Source organism: Massilia sp. DJPM01 (assembly GCF_030348125.1).
Taxonomy (GTDB): domain Bacteria; phylum Pseudomonadota; class Gammaproteobacteria; order Burkholderiales; family Burkholderiaceae_D; genus Telluria_A; species Telluria_A frigida.
The window spans coordinates 73,611-90,324 of the sequence record NZ_JAQOZV010000002.1 but is presented as its reverse complement, the minus strand read 5'-3'; the positions used below and the strand labels follow the sequence as shown (position 1 = coordinate 90,324).

Sequence of the window (16,714 nt, the reverse complement as noted above, 5' to 3'; positions counted from 1 at the left end):
GCGCCAAGGCGGCGCACCAAGGTGGCGCACCAAGGTGGCGCACCAAGGTGGCGCACACAAGGATGGCCTGATCGCGGGCGCCCGCCAGGGCGCCCGCTGGCGGCCCTTGGCAGGTAAGTTTCTCCACTACACCCATCATCTTTATTCAACCCACACCCCCCGTCGTTTCTGCCATTGGCAGAAACGACTTCCTGCCATTGGCAGAAACGACTTCCCGCCGAGTGCCGCCTTGGCGCGGGAACGACGGCGGGGGAACGCTCAATCCGGCTCCGGTTCCAGCTTGGCCTTCTTGAGCGCGCGCTTGGCCGCCTGGCGCTCTTGCGCCGGACCCTTGGCATGCGGGCCGGCGGCGCGCAGCTTGGCTGCCACGGCCACCGGATTGCGCACCTTGGCAACCTGCTGCGTCGGCTTGACGGTGATGCGCATCTTTTGCCGCGTCGCCAGTGCCTTGTTTGCCATCGCGCGCCTCCTTACAGCACGTAGCGCGACAAGTCTTCGTTGTCGGCCAGTTTGTCCAGGCGCTCGTTGACGTAGGCGGCATCGATCGCCACCACGCTGCCGCCGGTCTCGCTGGCGCTGAACGAGACTTCCTCCAGCAGCTTTTCCATCACCGTGTACAAGCGGCGCGCGCCGATGTTCTCGGTGCGCTCGTTGACCGAAAACGCAATCTCGGCCAGCCGCGTGATGCCGCCCGGCGCGAATTCGACCTTGACGTCCTCGGTGGCCAGCAGCGCTTCGTACTGCTTGGTCAGGCAGGCATCGGTACTGGTCAGGATGCATTCAAAATCGGCAATCGACAGCGATTCGAGCTCGACCCGGATCGGGAAACGCCCTTGCAGCTCGGGAATCAGGTCCGAGGGCTTGGCCAGGTGGAACGCGCCCGAGGCGATGAACAAGATATGATCGGTGCGGATCATGCCGTACTTGGTGTTGACCGTGGTGCCCTCGACCAGCGGCAGCAGGTCGCGCTGCACGCCGGCGCGCGACACATCGGCCCCGCCCATGTCGGAGCGCGAGGCGATCTTGTCGATCTCATCCAGAAACACGATGCCGTTCTGCTCGACGTTGGTGATCGCTTTTTGCTTGAGCTCGTCATCGTTGACCAGCTTGGCCGCCTCTTCATCGATCAACAGCTTCATCGCTTCGCGGATCTTGATCTTGCGCGGCTTCTTGCGCCCCGCGCCGATGCCGGAAAACATGGACTTGATCTGCTCGGTCATTTCTTCCATGCCGGGCGGGGCCATGATTTCCATCTGCGGACCGGCCTCGGCCAGTTCCAGTTCGATTTCGCGGTCGTCCAGTTCGCCTTCGCGCAAACGCTTGCGGAAGGTCTGGCGCGTGCCTTCGCCTTCCTTGTTCTCGGCAGCCGGCGGCGTGACGTTGAAACCGAAATCGCGCGCCGGCGGCACCAGGATGTCGATGATGCGGTCTTCGGCCGCGTCCTCGGCGCGCTGGCGCACCTTTTTCATTTCGCTCGCGCGGGTCTGCTTGATGCCGATGTCGATCAGGTCGCGGATGATGGTGTCGACATCGCGTCCCACATAGCCGACCTCGGTGAACTTGGTCGCTTCGATCTTGATGAAGGGCGCGTCGGCCAGCCGGGCCAGGCGCCGCGCAATCTCGGTCTTGCCCACGCCCGTGGGGCCGATCATCAGGATGTTCTTGGGCGTGATCTCGTGGCGCAGCGGCTCGGCCACCTGCTGGCGGCGCCAGCGGTTGCGCAGGGCGATGGCAACCGCGCGCTTGGCCTTGCCCTGGCCGACCACGTGCTTGTCGAGTTCCGAAACGATCTCACGGGGCGTCATATTCATGGTGCTTGGCATGGTGCTTCCCCTTAATCCAGTGTTTCGATGATGTGCGACATATTGGTGTAGATGCACAGCTGGGCGGCGATGGTCAGCGATTTTTTGACGATCTCGGCCGGCGACAAATCGGTATTCTCTTGCAGGGCCTTGGCGGCCGACTGGGCATAGGTGCCGCCGGAACCGATGGCGCCCACCCCGTCCTCGGGTTCGAGCACGTCGCCGTTGCCGGTGATGACCAGGGTCGATTCGTGGTCGGCCACCAGCAGCATCGCTTCCAGGCGGCGCAGCACGCGGTCGGTGCGCCAATCCTTGGCCAGTTCCACCGAGGCGCGCAGCAGGTTGCCCTGGTGCTTTTCGAGCTTGCCTTCGAAGCGGTCGAGCAGCGTGAAGGCGTCGGCCGTGCCGCCGGCGAAGCCGCACAGCACCTTGCCCTGGTACAGCTTGCGTACCTTGCGGGCGGTGCCCTTCATGACGATGTTGCCGAGTGTGACCTGGCCATCGCCGCCGAGGGCGACTTGCTTGCCGCGCCGTACGCACAGGATGGTGGTGCCGTGAAATTGTTCCATTATCGTTGCCTCTCAGTGAATGAGCCGCCGCCGGGCCGGGAGTGAGCTCCCGGCCCGAGCGGCTGCTTGCACCCCAGAAATGGGGATGCTCAAGGAAATTGCAAGATAGCCGCCGGCATCCGCGCCGATGCTGGCGCGGGCCGGCAAGCGGCTTAATACTTGTGCGGGAACAGCTTGGCCACTTCCGTGAAGCCCAGTAGTTTGAACAGCGCGGCGACCAAATGGTTCAATTCGCGCAGCTCGATTTTTTTGCCGGCCGCGATCGGGCGCAAGCGGTTGAGGAGGGCGGCGGCGGCCGAATAGTCGACCCGGGCCAGGCGCGAGCAGTCGAACAGCACGGTCTCGTCGCAGGCCGCGGCGTAGGCATCGATGGCCTGGAACAGGGCCGCGCCGCTGCCTTCAATGACGGACGGCAGCATGAAGCGTTCGGTGGCCGGCGGCGCATGCAGGATGCTGACCGCGGTGGCCACCTTCGATGGCGGCTCGAACGAGGGCGGCGATACCTCGTAGGTGACGCAGTAATCCATGGCCGTTTCCTCGAAATCCTTTTCGCGGTCGAGCAGCTGGAACAGGGCCAGCAGCAGTAGCCAGGGCGCTTCGCTGGCGTCGCGCTTGCCGATTTCGATGGTCGAGTGAACCAGCTCGGCCAGTTCGGCGGCGCCGGCCACGATCAGTTCGCGTTCGCTGGCGCGCAGGCGCTTGATGGTTTCGAGCAGCAGGGCGCAGCCGTCCGGGGTCACGGTCTGGATGCGCGCAAATTCGAGGCGCAGCACCGGATTTTCGCCGGCGCGCTGGAGCAGCCGTTCCAGGCGCGGGGCGACTTCGCCGTCCAGCACGCCGGAAAACACTTCGGTCGGGGTGACGCCGGCAAAGGTGCGCTCTTCCATGCCGGGCGGCATCAGCGGCGGCGACCAGGACGGCGGCGAGGTTTCGAACTGGCTGGCGTAATCGATGGCGATATTGTCGAAGTCGTCCTGGCGTCCGCCCACCTGGTACAGGTCGAACAGCATCCACCAGATGGTGCGGTCATCCTTGCCCAGTTCGGCCAGGCTGTCGAGCAGCATGTGCTCGGTCACGGCCATCTGGTCGTTGGCGAACATGATGGCGATTTCTTCGATCACGGGCGCGGTCTGGGGCGACACCGGCGCGTCCGGCAAGTCTTCGTCGGCCAGCAACTCGGTGGTGGCCAGTTCCAGCAGCGGCAGGGTGTCGCTCGCGGCGCCGTCGGCGACGGGCGGCTTGGCCTTGCGCGGACCGCTGCCCCAGGCCGGTTCCGGCGTGTTGAAAATGTCGTTCGACATGGCCGACTCGATCGCATCGATCTTGGCGGCCGTGGCGCGCGCGATTTCGCGCTGGCGCGCGCGGTCGGCGTCGGTGTCTTGCGCCAGGCGCGACGGTTCGCCGACGCGCAGGCGCGAGTCCGGCGCCGCCTTGGCGCCCGGCTGATCAGTTTTCTTCTTGTTGAAGATGGAGAAGATACCCACGTCGTTCCCTGTCTCGTTCTAAACTGCGCACCGCGCCGGCCGCCCGAGCGCGGCAAGCGCCATGATTGAACACACTGCGGCATTGAGCCGCACTACACCGCACGGTAGCATGCCGACCCGGACGGCGTCACGCATCGCCACCCTCGCGCCGCGCCTGGCGGCCTGGACATCCAAGCATAGTGTATCCGATAGGCAAGCTTGGAGCCGGTTTGGCGGGAGCGGCAAAACAAAAAAGCATGCGGGGGCGAACCCGCATGCTTCTTCGGAGGTGGCGTGCAGCGATGATCAATCGCCGTACAGTTTTTGTTTCAGCTCGCGCCGCTGCTGCGCTTCGAGCGACAGGGTAGCGGTCGGGCGCGCGATCAGGCGTGGAATGCCGATCGGCTCGCCCGTTTCTTCGCACCAGCCGTAGTCGCCACCGTCGATGGCGGCGATCGATTGCTGCACCTTCTTGAGCAGCTTGCGCTCGCGGTCGCGCGTGCGCAGTTCGAGCGCATGTTCTTCTTCGATCGTGGCACGGTCGGCCGGGTCGGGCACGAGCACGGTTTCGCGCAGGTGCTCGGTGGTCTCGCCCGCATTCTTGAGCAAGTCCTTTTCGAGTTGCTGCAGGCGGGCCTTGAAAAACGCCAGCTGCGCCGGATTCATATAGTCCTTCTCGCCCATGGCCCGAATTTCGTCTTCGGAGATGAGATGGCCTTCTGTATTGACGGCGGGGGTCGATTTAGTTGTTTTAGTCATGACTACTTACCTTCGATACGACAGTGGTTTTCATTTTATCAGCTAACTCGGCCGAGGCACCGGTAAAGCGGCGATGCCTGCGCCCGAAGCGCCTACCTTGACGGCTTGCTGAACTGCCGCCTTGTTCGTGTCTTCCCGCACCTGGATGACTTTTACTGCCGGTGCGATAAAGCGGGCATCTTAAAACCCGGATAGTTTATACCAAACATTGTTCCAAACCGCTGACAAAGACATCTTTTGGTAAATTTTTGCCAATAAAAACCATTTTGCTGCCACGTTCTTCGTTTTCACCCCATTTTGCGCCCAGATCGCTGCCCATCATCTGGTGCACCCCCTGGAAAACCACCTTGCGCTCGGCGCCCTGCATCAGCAGCACGCCCTTGTAGCGCAGCATGCGCGGACCGAAGACGTTGACCAGGCTGGCCAGGAATTCGTCCAGCTTGGCCGGATCGAAGGCACGCGTGCTCTTGAACACGAAGGCGGCGATGTCGTCGCTGTGGTGGCCGTGGTGGTGATTATGATCGTGATCGTGGCCGTGCTCATGGCGGCAGGCGTCGGTGTGCACGTGCTCGTGGTCATGCTCATGCGCTTGCTCGGCCTTGAGGAAGTCGGGGTCGATTTCCAGCTTGTCGTTCAGGTTGAAGCCGCGGATGTCGAGCACCTCGGCCAGCGGCGCGCGCCCAAAGTCGACCTGGCTGATCGGCGCGCGCGGGTTGATGCGCATCAGGCGCGCCTTGAGCGCGTCCAGCTGGGCCGGCTCGACCAGGTCGGTCTTGGAGATCAGCAGCTTGTCGGCAAAGCCGACCTGGCGCTGGGCTTCCTCGTACTCGTCGAGCTGGGTCATGGCATGGCGCGCATCGACCACGGTCAGCACCGCATCCAACATATAGTGCACGCCGACTTCCTCGTCCATGAAAAAGGTTTGCGCCACCGGACCGGGATTGGCGAGGCCAGTGGTCTCGATGATGATGCGGTCGAAATGCAGCTCGCCGGCTTCGCGCTTCCTGGCCAGCGCGGACAGCGCCACGATCAGGTCGCCGCGCACGGTGCAGCAGATGCAGCCATTGTTCATTTCGACGATCTGCTCGCTGCTATCCTGCACCAGGATCTCGTTGTCGATGTTTTCCTGGCCGAATTCATTCTCGATGACGGCAATCTTCAGCCCGTGGTCTTCCTGCAGGATGCGGTTCAGGAGCGTGGTTTTGCCGGCGCCTAAGAAGCCGGTCAGGATCGTGCTGGGTATCAGGGCCATGTTGTCATCAGTCAGTGTGGCGCCCGGAACCGGGCGAATAATCGAGCGATTATGCCGGAATTCCCAATTTGCTTCCAACTACCGCCACATCGCTTGATGCGGATCATGCCGCAGGCGGCACGGAAACGGGGTTGGGTGTGCTTATTTGGCCTTGGCGCGCGGGTGCGCCTGGTCGTACACGGCCGCCAGGTGCTGGAAGTCGAGCGCCGTGTAGACCTGGGTCGAGGTGATGCTGGCGTGGCCCAGCATGTCTTGCACGGCGCGCAGGTCGCCCGACGATTGCAGCACGTGCGAGGCGAACGAGTGGCGCAGCATGTGCGGATGCACGTGCACCGGGGTGCCGGCCGTGATCGCGTGCTGTTTCAGGCGCAGCTGCACCACGCGCGGCGAGACGCGGGTGCCGCGTTCGGACAGGAACAGGGCGCCGCTGCCGTCGGCTGGCGGCGGGCGCACCGCCAGCCAGGCCGCCAGCGCGCTGCGCGCATGGCTGCCCACCGGCACCGTGCGCATCTTGTTGCCCTTGCCGGTGACCAGCACGTCGCCCGAGGCCAGGTCGATCCAGCCGAGCGAGGCCGCTTCGCCATCGCGGCCCTTGCTGTAGGCCACATCGAGCCCGGCCAGTTCCGACACCCGCAAGCCGCTCGAATAGAGCAGCTCGAACATGGCGCGGTTGCACAGTTCGGCGCAGGTCAGGGTGGCGCGCCCGGGCGGTGCGCTCGATACCAGTTGCACCGCGTCGTCCACCGCCAGCGCCTTCGGCAGCGGCTGCGGACGCTTGGGTGCGCGCACGCCGTCGGTGGGGTTGGCCGCCAGGGTCACCTGGTGCGAGAGCCAGCCGAAAAAGCCGCGCCAGCTCGACAGCTTGCGGGCAATCGAGCGCGGTCCGAGTTGCTGCCCGTGCAGGATCGAGGTCAGGCGGCGGATGTCGGCCTGGCGCACCTGCTGCCAGGGCATGCCCTTGGCAAGCAGGTGCAACTGTTGCAGGTCGCGGCGGTAAGCGCTGATGGTGTGCGGCGAGAGCTGGCGCTGGGTTGCGAGCTGGGCCAGGTAGCGTTCGACCCAGTCCGGCTCAATGGCGCCGCTGTCCATCTCAGGCACGCAGGGCTGCCAGGGCCGCGCTGGCGGTGTCGCCGATGTGGACCAGGAAATCGGTGCCCATGCTGGCGGTGAAGCGTTCCGGATCGGGGGAGCCGAGGATCAGGAGGCCGAAGGCGCTGCCGTTGCTGCGCAGCGGCAAGATCACGGTCGATTGGACGGCGCCGGCGTCGGCCAGCCAGCGCACCGCTTCGAAGTCGTGGTTGCTGCCGCAGTAGGGCGCCAGCAAGCTGTTGGCGAACAGGCGCGCATCTTCCGACACGCCGTTGACATACCAGCTGCCCGCATGCGCCGGCGCCAGCTGCCACAGGCGCAGGGTGGCCTGGGGCACGCCGAAATGGGTGGCCAGGCCCTCGACCAGGGCGCGCGGCATGTCGCTGTCGTGGCGCGTCTTGAGCAGGGTCTGGGTCCAGCCGTGGAACTTGTTGGCGATGGCGGCGTTCGCTTCGGCCAGGCGCACCAGGTCCGACATGCGCAGTTCGAGCGCCTTGTATTTATCGCGCATCACTTCCATCTGGCGTTCCTGCAGCGAGACGGCCTTGCCGGTCAGGGGGCTGGACAGCTTGACCTCGCCCAGCAGCTTGACGTGTTCCTGGAAAAAATGCGGATGGTCGGCCAGGTAGTCGGCGACGGCGGTGGAGTCCAGTGTGGCGGTCATTGAAGTCTTTGCTTGAAGTCTTGGTGCGGGTGAAAAAGGTCCCGCAATTCTAACCGACCGCTTGCGCGCGCCCATGAAAAAAGACGCCCGCAGGCGTCTTTTTTGCGCAGCTGCGTAGCGCGGCGTTTAGAAGCGGTGACGCACGCCGATCTGGATCGCGTGGCTGTCTTCGCCAGCGACTTTGGTGAAGCCGCCCGGCGAACCGGCCGCGCCCGGCGTGTACTGGCCGTCGTTCTGGTTCTTGATGTGCGACAGCACGCTGTAGATATCGGTACGGGCCGACAGGTTGTAGTCGTAACCGACCGCCATCAGCGTCGCATCGCTGTTCGATACGGTACGGTCGTTCTGGCGCGCTGCCGAGGCCATCAGGCGGCCCTGGCCCAGGCGGTAGTGCATGCCCAGCTGGTAGCTGCTGGCATCGACCTGGCTGTTGCGGGTGATGTTGTCGGCATAGATCTTGTTCAGGGCGGCGATGTTGGCAGCCGGAACGCCAGCGGCGCGCAAGCCCGGCGCGACCGAGCCGGTGAACACGTTCAGGTAGTCGGCCAGCAGGGCCGAATTGCGGTTGACCTGGTCGTGGTAGCCGGCGAACAACTTGAAGTCGCCGACTTTGACCGAACCGCCCACGGTGGTGGTGGTCAGGCTCTTGCGGCCTTGCAGGTCTTCACCCTGGTTGTGGCCGACGCCGATGTCGAAGATGCTGGTCTTGTAGGTGACCGCGCCGCCCATGAACTTGTTGTAGCGGCCCAGGTAACCGGAATTCTTGGCGCCGTACATCAGCGAGCCGCCGAAACCGGACGGGGTGGCGATACGGTACTGGATCGATTTCTGCGAGCGGATGTCCGCGCCCAGCGCGGTAAAGCCGGCGGTGCCGCCGGTGATGCCGCCCCAGGTGCCGCCGGTGCCGGTCTCGAAGGCGTCAGCCGCGGCGAACACTTCATAGCCCGGGGTGTACATGCGGCCGATCATGATGGCGCCCACTGGCGTGATCAGGCCGACCATCGCGGTGCGGTCGAACAGGGCTTTTTCGGAATTGACGGCAACCGCCGGCTGCAAGCCGCTGCGCAGGCTGGCCAGGGTCGAGGCCAGGGCCGGGCTCTTGAACGCATCCATGCCCTTGGTCAGGTAATAGCCTTGATTCGGGGTCACCAGGCCAGGACTCTGGGTACCGGTGTCGAGTTCGACGCGCGCTTCCAGATTGAAGATGGCCTTGTAACCACCGCCAATGTCTTCGGTACCTTTGAAACCGATGCGCGAACCGTCCGAGATGCCACTGACGAGTTTGGCCGATTCACCTTTGGTTTTCATGAAACCGGCGTCGGCGATACCGTAAATGGTCACGCTGGACTGGGCCAGGACCGGGGCTGCGAAACAGGTAGCGATTACACCAGCGATTAATTTTGTTTTCATTGTGTCTCCAGGAGATTATTTTATTTAAAAACGAACGTGCGTACTAATTCGTTTTAACCAATATGCCATCGTTTTTTAGCCTTGTACAGAAAGCCGGGAGCGCCCGCAAGTACTGGTTGCGAAAAAGACACAGACGAGGCAAAAACGTCAATATCGTCTTATCTGAAACACCACAGCTTATCGCGGATGCAACAAGGGCGCCGCTGGTTACCCAGCGCCGCCCCTTGTTTTATTCGACAGACCGATGTCCGGCGCGCTTCATGCCGCAGCCTGCATCAGAAAGCGTGATTCACGCCCAGTGCATAGATATTCATGCTCGACGGAATGGTCGGGCCTTTCTTGTTGGACGCATCGGCGTACAGATAGGTGCGTGGCGACAGGCTGTATTCGTAGCCGATCGACATTTGCTTGGTCTTCTGCATGCCCTGGTTCAGTGCGCCCTGGTTCTTCTGGCCGTAACCGGCGAGAATCTTGCTCGAACCCATCTTGTAATTGGCGCCGACCACCCACGAACGCGATTCTTCGCTGTTAAAGAAGGTGTGGCCGCGGTCTTGCTGGACGCGGGTCGCCATCAGTTTCAGTTGCGGCGTGGCCATCACGTAGCCGGCGATCGACAGCAGGCGCGATTCGACCGCATTGCGTTCGGCGGCCAGCATCAGCGAGCCGGCGGCGCCGGTGTAGGTGGCCGAGACCGAATACGGATTGGCCGACGCGTCCGAGCCAATGCGGTACTGCGGATTGGCGACGGTGCCGCGGCCGACGATGGCTGCCGAACCCGAGCTCGCTTCTTTGGTGCCGACCGTGGCATTGATCTGGAAGCCATTGATCAGGTTCGAGTTATAGAACACGGCGTTCGAGAAACGGTTGGTCGAATTGCCCACCAGGCCCAGCGGGTCCGAGGTGTAGCCGGCGACCATCAGGTCGGTCTGGAAACCGGCAGGACTCGGCACGCCGTGGAACGGTTCGAACTGGGTGCTGCTTTCCTGGAACGCGGTCAGGCCGCGTCCGATGCGCACCATACCGAAGCCGCCTTGCAGGCCGACCCGGCTCTGCCCCTGGAACAGCGGACGCTGGACGCCGCCGGCGCCCTGCTCGATGGTGCCCGAGTCCGGTTCATAGCGAATTTCCATCTGGAACACGGCTTTCAAGCCGCTGCCGAGATCCTCGACCCCTTTGAAACCGAGCGTGTTATTAGCGCGCTTGCCGATGGCCAGCGATTGGTCGGTACGTTTGATCATGCCGGCATCAACCGTGCCGTAGATGACCACAGACGATTGGGCTTGTGCAAAGCCGGCGCTTGCGCCGAGAAGTGCCAGAGCGGCCAGTGATTTTTTCATGTACACGTCCTTAAAAAATGAATCCGTCGAATCCGACAGTGCGTCGAGTTTTCAATTCCTGAACACTCGGATTAAGAAACCTTAATTGCTTGGCCATGCCTTGCCGACCATCGTGGTTGATTATGAGGGGTAGAATTGGTTGAAAGCCAATCATTCCAACGGTGTTGTTGTTTTTATGAAACGTTACAGCGTATTGATGCAGGCAAGCGGGCCTGCATTTAAATGAAATGCTTTCATGCGGTATTCCACATATTCTTACTGACAAGCTTTGTGCGAAATCAAGGAAGTGCCCATCAGCCGCCTCCGGCCCGCCTACCTGACGTAGACTTCAAAACGTCGGCTGCCCCCGCATCAGCCAGTCAAATGTTGTATATTGGCAACCCCAATCGGTGCCATGCGGGCTGCAGCAGGCTCAGCGGATTGATCTCCTCCACTCAACGTGATGGCATGAACCATGGCAAACCGTGAAGAACTAGCGCTCATCCGTGGCGCGCGCGCCGGCCGCGCCCAGGCCCAGCTCGAACTGGGCACGCTCTATCTGTTCGGCAGCGCGGGCTTGCCCAAAAGCTTGCCGACGGCTCTGCACTGGCTCGACCGCGCCGCCCAGCAGGGCTGCGCCACCGCCTGCCAGCTGATCGGCACCCATATTCCGTTCGACGTCGCGCTGCAGAGCCAGCGTCCGGTGGCGTGCTGGTTCGGGCAAGCCTTCGACGAAGGCAACCTGCGCGCCGGCCTGGTGCTGGCCCAGCTGATCCTGGGCGGGCATGGCGGCGCGGTGCCGGGTCCCGGACGGCGCGAGCAAGCGTTCGCCGCGCTGGAGGCGGGTGCGGCGGCCGGCCTGGCCGAGGCCCAGTGGCTGCTGTCGCAGCACCGGCGCCTGGCCGACACGCTGGCCGCGCCCGCAGCGGCGCCGCTGCCGCCGGCAGTGCGCGCGGCCGATCCGCGCTGGCTGCAGCGCGCCGCCGACAGCGGCATGCCGCAGGCCCAGCTCTCGCAGCTCGACCACGACTGGGACGATGGCTTGACCGATGCCTATGCCGCGCGTGCGCTGCCGCTGGCCAGGGCGCTGGTGCGCCAACTGGGCACCATTCCACGCTCGGCCGGCCAGCTCGGCCAGGCCGACGTCACCCTGCTGTCGCGCTGCGCGCGGGCGCTGGCCGCCGGCGCGGCGGCGGGCGAGGACGGGGGCGCTGCCGACGAAGCGGAAATCCGCCATTTCTTCGAACTGGCCGCCGCCGAGCACGATGCCCACGCCCAGATGGCGGTCGGACTGTGGTGCGCGCGCATGCAGGTCGACGGCAAGCGCATCGCCGTTGGCGAAGGCTCGGCCAACTTCAAGAAGGCGATCCGCTGGCTGACCCTGGCCGGCAACCAGGGGTTGGCCGAAGCCTGGTATGCGCTGTCGCGTATCTATATCAAGCCTGAATTTTCCCAGCGCAATGTGCTCGACGCCCAGCGCTATCTGGAGCGCGCCGCCGAAATGGGTTACCGCGACGCCCAGCTCGAATGCAGCAACAGCGCCTGGCGTGCGCGCCGCGAAAATGAAAACAACGATGTGCGGGCCGTGTACTGGCTGCAAAAGGCGGCGCTGCAAGGCTGTCTGCAGGCGGCCACGGCGCTGCACAAGATCGCCCCGCGCTGCGAGGGCGCCGCCTATACCGAAACCGGGGCCCTGAGCGCGTACGGGCTGGGCAGCGCGCATCCGCTGCTGGCCGCGCGCCTGGAACTGGCGGCCCTGTTCGGGCTCACGCGCGCCGAGGCCTTGCTGATCGACGTCAAGGCGGCCGACCAGGGGCATTGCCTGGTGGTCGATATTCGCGGCAGTTACGGGCGCAGCAAACGGCGCCTGGTGGTGCTCGATTCGATGCACGAGCGCCACGCGCTGGACCGCATCGTGCGCCTGTTCGATGGCGTCGATTGCGGTCCGGGCGGTCCGGAGGGCAATTACCGGCAGCGCCTGTACCGCCTCAAGACGCTGGTGCCGGAGTCCGAGCACGCGCATGCGGAGCAGGGCGAGGTGGAAGCCTACGAAATGGCCGCCTGAGCCAAAAAGGGGGGGCTGCCCGCCTGAGCCGGACGGCAAGCCGAATGGCGAGCCCGGTAGCGCTGCCTGAGCGGCGGTGCGGCCCAAGGGCGGGTTCGCCTGCCGCGGCAGGCGCTGACGCGGACGGCTACACCGTGATTTCGCCGTCGAACACCGTCACGGCCGGTCCGCTGAGCATCACCGGCTGGCCATCGCCTTCCCAGGCGATCGACAATTGGCCGCCGCGCGCGCTGACGCGCACGGGCGAATCGAGCAGGCCGCGCCGGATCCCGGCCACCACGGCCGCGCACGCACCAGTGCCGCAGGCCAGCGTTTCGCCGGCGCCACGTTCAAACACGCGCAACCGCACATGATGGCGCTCCACCACCTGCATGAAGCCCGCATTGACCTTGTTCGGAAAGCGCACATGCGCTTCGATCAGCGGCCCGGTTTCTTGCACGGGCGCCAGGTCGACATCGTCCACCACCTGCACCGCGTGCGGATTGCCCATCGACACGACCGACACAAACACCGTCTTGCCGCCCTGATACTTGATCGGCAAGGGCCACAAGGTGTCGCGCCCCTCGGCCCAGCCGCCCAGGCCGGCCGCGTCGAACGGCACCTGGGCCGTTTCCAGCACCGGCGCACCCATGTCGACCGTGATCGTGCCATCGGCTTCCAGGCGCGGGGTGATGACCCCCTTCATGGTTTCCACGCGGATACTTGTCTGGCGCGTCATGCCCTTGTCGGTCACGAACTTGACGAAGGCGCGCGCGCCATTGCCGCACTGCTCGACTTCGCCGCCATCGTTGTTAAAGATCCGATAACGGAAATCGCATTCCGCGTTCCGTGGTTTTTCCACCACAAGAATTTGGTCGGCACCGATGCCGAAACGCCGGTCCGCCAGGCGTTGCCACTGGGCGGGGCTGAAATCGACTTGCTGGCTGATCGCATCGATCACGATGAAATCGTTGCCCGCGCCATGCATCTTGGTAAATTTGAGTTTCATATTGTCAGTCTGGTCTTGGCGCGATGATTATTTCACATACGGTGAAGGCGCGCCCGGCGGACGGGTCTTGAAGCGCTTGTGCGTCCAGAAATACTCGGCCGGCGCCTCGCGCACCCGTTCCTCGATGAAGGCATTCATGCGGCGCGCCGATTCCGCCATGTCGCCGCCCGGATAATTTTCCCAGGCCGGGTAAAACGTCACCTTCCAGCCCGTGTAATCAGGCAAGAAAGTCGCCACCACCGGAATCACCTGGGCCCCGGTGGCCGCCGCAATGCGGCCGGGCGCGGTCAGGGTGGCGGCGGGGATGCCGAAAAACGGCACGAATGCGGCATCCTTGTCGCCGAAATCCATATCCGGCAGCATGAAGTAGGGCAGATGCTCGCGCATCGCGCGCAGGATCGGCTTGACCCCCTCCTTACGTGAGAACAATTGCACCGGACGAAACCGGGTGCGGCCCTTGCGCAAGACCTCGTCGAAGACGACATTTTTCTGCGGCACATACATCGAGCACAAATTCATTTCCAGCATGACCGCCACGCCGGCCACGTCCAGGCAGACGAAGTGCGGGCACAGCAAGATGGTCGGGCGGGATGCGATCTGTTCCAGCGGCACACCCGGCTCGACCCGGATCAGGCGGCGCAGGCGCGCTTTCGGCGCCCACCACAGAATGGCGCGCTCCCACACGCTGCGCGAATACGACTGGAAATGCTGGCGTGCCAGCACCACCCGCTGCGCCTCGGAGAGTTCCGGCATGCACATGCGCAGATTGGTCAGCGCGATATGGCGGCGCTTCCTGAGCACCATGAACAGCAGGCTGCCCACGCCCGTGCCGATGCGCCCCAGCAGGGGCAGGGGCAACCAGTGCATCAGCCACATCAGGCCCAGCAGGATCTTCATGGGTTCTCCTGGGCGTCGGGCGCGGCCACGCCGCCGGGCTGCTTGTAGCGGTTATAACTCCAGAAATACTGGGCCGGGCAGCGCGCGATCAACTGCTCCATGGCGCGGTTGATGGTGCTCGCCTGCGCGGCGGCGCTGCCGTCGAGTTTCTCGCCGAACGGCACGAAACGCACGATGAAACCCTGGCCGCGCGGGCGCCGCTCGGCGTACACCAGGATGATCTCGGCATTGCCCATCTGGGCCAGCTTGGCCGGCAAGGTCATGCTATAGGCCGGGCGTCCGAAAAACGGTGCCCAGACGCCTTCGCCCTCCTGCGGTACCTGGTCCGGCAGCACCCCGATCGGCTCGCCGCGCTTGAGGCACTTGGCCAGGATCCGCACGCCCGACAGATTGGCCGGCGCCAGATGCAGATTGTGGCGCGCGCGCGCGCCCTCGATCAAGGGTTTCAAGGCGGCCTGCTTGGGCGGGCGGTACATCACGGTCAGCTTGGTGCGCAGCGCGATCTGCTGGGCGGTGATCTCGAAGCAGCCCAGGTGTGGCGTGAGGAACACGATGCCGCGGCCGGCGTCGAGGACTGACTGCACATAGTCCCAGTTCTCGTCGGTCGCCAGGCGCGCCACTTTGTCGGGCGGCGCGCACCACACGAAGGCCAGTTCGATGATCGACTTGCCGGACTCGGCGATGGCGGCCGACAAGTGCTGGCCGAAGCCGGCCGCGCGCAGATTGGTACGCATCAGCCTGCGGTAGGAAGGGGAAGCGAGATACACGAACCAGCCCAGCGCGGCGCCCATGACATGCAGGACCGGCAGCGGCAGCTTCGATAAGGTACGGAAGAGGGGAACTAACATGGTTTTTGACGGTCGTTCAACAAACGGCTAGTTGCCTAGCCAAAATTTCTCAAGGGAGCGTAAAATACCACGTATGCAGGATCCGCCGAGTTAATAGACAACTTGCGAAGCGGAATATAAATGTCGCTAAAGCGTCGCAGGCAACCTGGTTACTGCGACTTCAATCCACCAGTAACAGGAGCATTGCATGTCAAACGATTACCTCTTCACATCCGAATCCGTCTCGGAAGGCCATCCCGACAAGGTAGCCGACCAAATTTCCGACGCCATCCTCGACGCCATCCTTGAGCAAGACCCGAAAGCGCGCGTTGCTGCCGAGACTTTATGCAATACGGGTCTGGTGGTGCTGGCCGGTGAAATCACCACCCACGCCAACGTCGATTATATTCAGGTCGCGCGCGAAACCATCAAGCGCATCGGCTACGACAACACCGACTACGGCATCGACTACCGCGGCTGCGCCGTGATGGTTTGCTACGACAAGCAATCGCCCGACATCGCCCAGGGCGTGGACGAAGGCGCCGGGCTCGACCTGGACCAGGGCGCTGGCGACCAGGGCTTGATGTTCGGCTACGCCTGCGACGAGACGGCCGAGCTGATGCCGGCCGCGATTCACTACGCGCACCGCCTGGTCGAGCGCCAGTCGCAGCTGCGCAAGGATGGCCGCCTGCCGTGGCTGCGTCCGGATGCCAAGTCGCAAGTGACGTTGCGCTACGTCGACGGCCGTCCGGTTGGGGTCGACACCGTGGTGCTGTCGACCCAGCACGCGCCGGAAGTGACGCACAGGCAGATCGAAGAAGCGGTGATTGAAGAGATCATCAAGAAAGTGCTGCCGGCCGAATGGCTGCATGGCACGCGCTACCTGGTCAACCCGACCGGGCGCTTCGTGATTGGCGGTCCGCAGGGCGATTGCGGCCTGACCGGGCGCAAGATCATTGTCGACACCTACGGCGGCGCCGCTCCCCACGGCGGCGGTGCGTTTTCGGGCAAGGATCCATCCAAAGTCGACCGTTCCGCGGCCTATGCGGCGCGCTACGTGGCCAAGAACGTGGTTGCGGCCGGACTGGCGCGCCAGTGCCAGGTGCAGGTCAGCTACGCGATCGGCGTGGCCAAGCCGATCAACATCACTGTCTACACGGAAGGCACTGGCGTGATTTCCGACGAAAAGATCGCCGCATTGGTGATGGAACACTTCGACCTGCGTCCGAAAGGCATCGTCCAGATGCTTGACCTGCTGCGTCCGATCTACCAGAAGAGTGCGGCGTACGGCCATTTCGGCCGTGAAGAGCCGGAATTCACCTGGGAGCGCACCGACAAAGTCGCGCTGCTGCGCGCCGAAGCCGGCCTGTCCTGATCCACATCGTGCAAACCCGCCATCCGGCGCGGTTTGCACCCTCCAACCGGGGTCTGACCTCTGATTCGAAACATTGCGAATCAGAGGTCAGACCCCGGTTTTCGTTTGTTGCCGATTTTCGCGGCGACAACGAAAACACTGGCGATTCCTGCTAAATTCGCACGAATCTCGCCAGAGATCGTCCACAGTTCCATTTCCCCCGCGTTTCGCTCTCGCATGACGCAGCATCTATACACTT

At 63.8% G+C, this 16,714-nt stretch carries 15 protein-coding genes; 2 read left to right on the top strand and 13 right to left on the bottom strand.

Features of this window, described 5'->3' with window-relative positions; all coding sequences use genetic code 11:
- Positions 1 to 258: 258 nt before the first annotated feature.
- The 10 genes from PO883_RS01785 to PO883_RS01740 all read right to left on the bottom strand — a co-directional run bounded on the left by PO883_RS01785 (position 259) and on the right by PO883_RS01740 (position 10,345).
- Positions 259 to 459, bottom strand: a complete 201-nt coding sequence (locus PO883_RS01785) for a hypothetical protein (protein ID WP_054265693.1) — start codon at positions 457 to 459, stop codon at positions 259 to 261.
- Between the two features lie 11 nt (positions 460 to 470).
- Positions 471 to 1,811 carry an ATP-dependent protease ATPase subunit HslU gene (gene hslU, locus PO883_RS01780; RefSeq protein WP_289308232.1) on the bottom strand — a complete coding sequence of 447 codons (1,341 nt, stop codon included), beginning with the start codon at positions 1,809 to 1,811 and terminating at the stop codon, positions 471 to 473.
- Between the two features lie 23 nt (positions 1,812 to 1,834).
- On the bottom strand, positions 1,835 to 2,371 hold the full coding sequence (gene hslV, locus PO883_RS01775) for an ATP-dependent protease subunit HslV (protein ID WP_206091284.1): 537 nt from the start codon (positions 2,369 to 2,371) through the stop codon (positions 1,835 to 1,837).
- Positions 2,372 to 2,523: 152 nt separating this feature from the next.
- The gene (locus PO883_RS35030; RefSeq protein ID WP_289308231.1) at positions 2,524 to 3,855 is read right to left on the bottom strand and encodes an STAS domain-containing protein; all 1,332 of its coding nucleotides are present in this window, start codon (positions 3,853 to 3,855) and stop codon (positions 2,524 to 2,526) included.
- Positions 3,856 to 4,140: 285 nt separating this feature from the next.
- Entirely contained in the window at positions 4,141 to 4,593 is a 453-nt protein-coding gene (gene dksA / locus PO883_RS01765) for an RNA polymerase-binding protein DksA (protein WP_054265697.1), read from the bottom strand.
- A gap of 196 nt (positions 4,594 to 4,789) precedes the next feature.
- The gene (locus PO883_RS01760; protein WP_289308230.1) at positions 4,790 to 5,845 is read right to left on the bottom strand and encodes a GTP-binding protein; all 1,056 of its coding nucleotides are present in this window, start codon (positions 5,843 to 5,845) and stop codon (positions 4,790 to 4,792) included.
- Positions 5,846 to 5,986: 141 nt separating this feature from the next.
- A complete protein-coding gene (locus tag PO883_RS01755; protein WP_289308388.1) occupies positions 5,987 to 6,934 on the bottom strand; it encodes a tyrosine recombinase XerC in 948 nt (315 codons plus the stop codon).
- 1 nt (position 6,935) lies between these two features.
- Positions 6,936 to 7,598 (bottom strand): DUF484 family protein, encoded by a 663-nt coding sequence (locus PO883_RS01750; RefSeq protein WP_167084181.1) that lies wholly within the window; start codon positions 7,596 to 7,598, stop codon positions 6,936 to 6,938.
- A 126-nt stretch (positions 7,599 to 7,724) separates the two neighbouring features.
- Positions 7,725 to 9,008, bottom strand: a complete 1,284-nt coding sequence (locus tag PO883_RS01745; RefSeq protein ID WP_289308229.1) for a porin — start codon at positions 9,006 to 9,008, stop codon at positions 7,725 to 7,727.
- Positions 9,009 to 9,283: 275 nt separating this feature from the next.
- A complete protein-coding gene (locus tag PO883_RS01740) occupies positions 9,284 to 10,345 on the bottom strand; it encodes a porin (RefSeq protein WP_289308228.1) in 1,062 nt (353 codons plus the stop codon).
- Between the two features lie 454 nt (positions 10,346 to 10,799).
- Between PO883_RS01740 and PO883_RS01735 the strand changes: the two genes are divergently transcribed.
- Entirely contained in the window at positions 10,800 to 12,389 is a 1,590-nt protein-coding gene (locus PO883_RS01735) for an SEL1-like repeat protein (protein WP_289308227.1), read from the top strand.
- A 127-nt stretch (positions 12,390 to 12,516) separates the two neighbouring features.
- Here the strand turns inward: PO883_RS01735 and dapF are convergent, their stop codons facing one another.
- Genes dapF through PO883_RS01720 form a run of 3 tightly spaced genes read right to left on the bottom strand, consistent with a single transcriptional unit; the run spans position 12,517 to position 15,122 of the window.
- Positions 12,517 to 13,377, bottom strand: a complete 861-nt coding sequence (gene dapF, locus PO883_RS01730) for a diaminopimelate epimerase (protein WP_289308226.1) — start codon at positions 13,375 to 13,377, stop codon at positions 12,517 to 12,519.
- 27 nt (positions 13,378 to 13,404) lie between these two features.
- Positions 13,405 to 14,274, bottom strand: coding sequence for a lipid A biosynthesis acyltransferase (locus tag PO883_RS01725; protein ID WP_289308225.1), 870 nt, complete (start codon positions 14,272 to 14,274; stop codon positions 13,405 to 13,407).
- Complete coding sequence (locus PO883_RS01720) at positions 14,271 to 15,122, bottom strand: lysophospholipid acyltransferase family protein (protein ID WP_289308224.1); 852 nt, start codon at positions 15,120 to 15,122, stop codon at positions 14,271 to 14,273. The genes PO883_RS01725 and PO883_RS01720 overlap by 4 nt, the downstream gene beginning before the upstream one ends.
- Positions 15,123 to 15,309: 187 nt before the next feature.
- On the opposite strand from PO883_RS01720, the gene metK reads away from it, so the two are divergent.
- Positions 15,310 to 16,476, top strand: a complete 1,167-nt coding sequence (gene metK / locus PO883_RS01715) for a methionine adenosyltransferase (protein WP_289308223.1) — start codon at positions 15,310 to 15,312, stop codon at positions 16,474 to 16,476.
- Positions 16,477 to 16,714: the final 238 nt, after the last annotated feature.

Bases quoted from the DNA above. Each gene is read 5' to 3' on its own strand.
- PO883_RS01785 (WP_054265693.1), bottom strand. From the start codon at position 459: ATGGCAAACAAGGCACTGGCGACGCGGCAAAAGATGCGCATCACCGTC.
- hslU (WP_289308232.1), bottom strand. From the start codon at position 1,811: ATGAATATGACGCCCCGTGAGATCGTTTCGGAACTCGACAAGCACGTG.
- hslV (WP_206091284.1), bottom strand. From the start codon at position 2,371: ATGGAACAATTTCACGGCACCACCATCCTGTGCGTACGGCGCGGCAAG.
- dksA (WP_054265697.1), bottom strand. From the start codon at position 4,593: ATGACTAAAACAACTAAATCGACCCCCGCCGTCAATACAGAAGGCCAT.
- PO883_RS01760 (WP_289308230.1), bottom strand. From the start codon at position 5,845: ATGGCCCTGATACCCAGCACGATCCTGACCGGCTTCTTAGGCGCCGGC.
- PO883_RS01755 (WP_289308388.1), bottom strand. From the start codon at position 6,934: ATGGACAGCGGCGCCATTGAGCCGGACTGGGTCGAACGCTACCTGGCC.
- PO883_RS01750 (WP_167084181.1), bottom strand. From the start codon at position 7,598: ATGACCGCCACACTGGACTCCACCGCCGTCGCCGACTACCTGGCCGAC.
- PO883_RS01745 (WP_289308229.1), bottom strand. From the start codon at position 9,008: ATGAAAACAAAATTAATCGCTGGTGTAATCGCTACCTGTTTCGCAGCC.
- PO883_RS01740 (WP_289308228.1), bottom strand. From the start codon at position 10,345: ATGAAAAAATCACTGGCCGCTCTGGCACTTCTCGGCGCAAGCGCCGGC.
- PO883_RS01735 (WP_289308227.1), top strand. From the start codon at position 10,800: ATGGCAAACCGTGAAGAACTAGCGCTCATCCGTGGCGCGCGCGCCGGC.
- dapF (WP_289308226.1), bottom strand. From the start codon at position 13,377: ATGAAACTCAAATTTACCAAGATGCATGGCGCGGGCAACGATTTCATC.
- PO883_RS01725 (WP_289308225.1), bottom strand. From the start codon at position 14,274: ATGAAGATCCTGCTGGGCCTGATGTGGCTGATGCACTGGTTGCCCCTG.
- PO883_RS01720 (WP_289308224.1), bottom strand. From the start codon at position 15,122: ATGTTAGTTCCCCTCTTCCGTACCTTATCGAAGCTGCCGCTGCCGGTC.
- metK (WP_289308223.1), top strand. From the start codon at position 15,310: ATGTCAAACGATTACCTCTTCACATCCGAATCCGTCTCGGAAGGCCAT.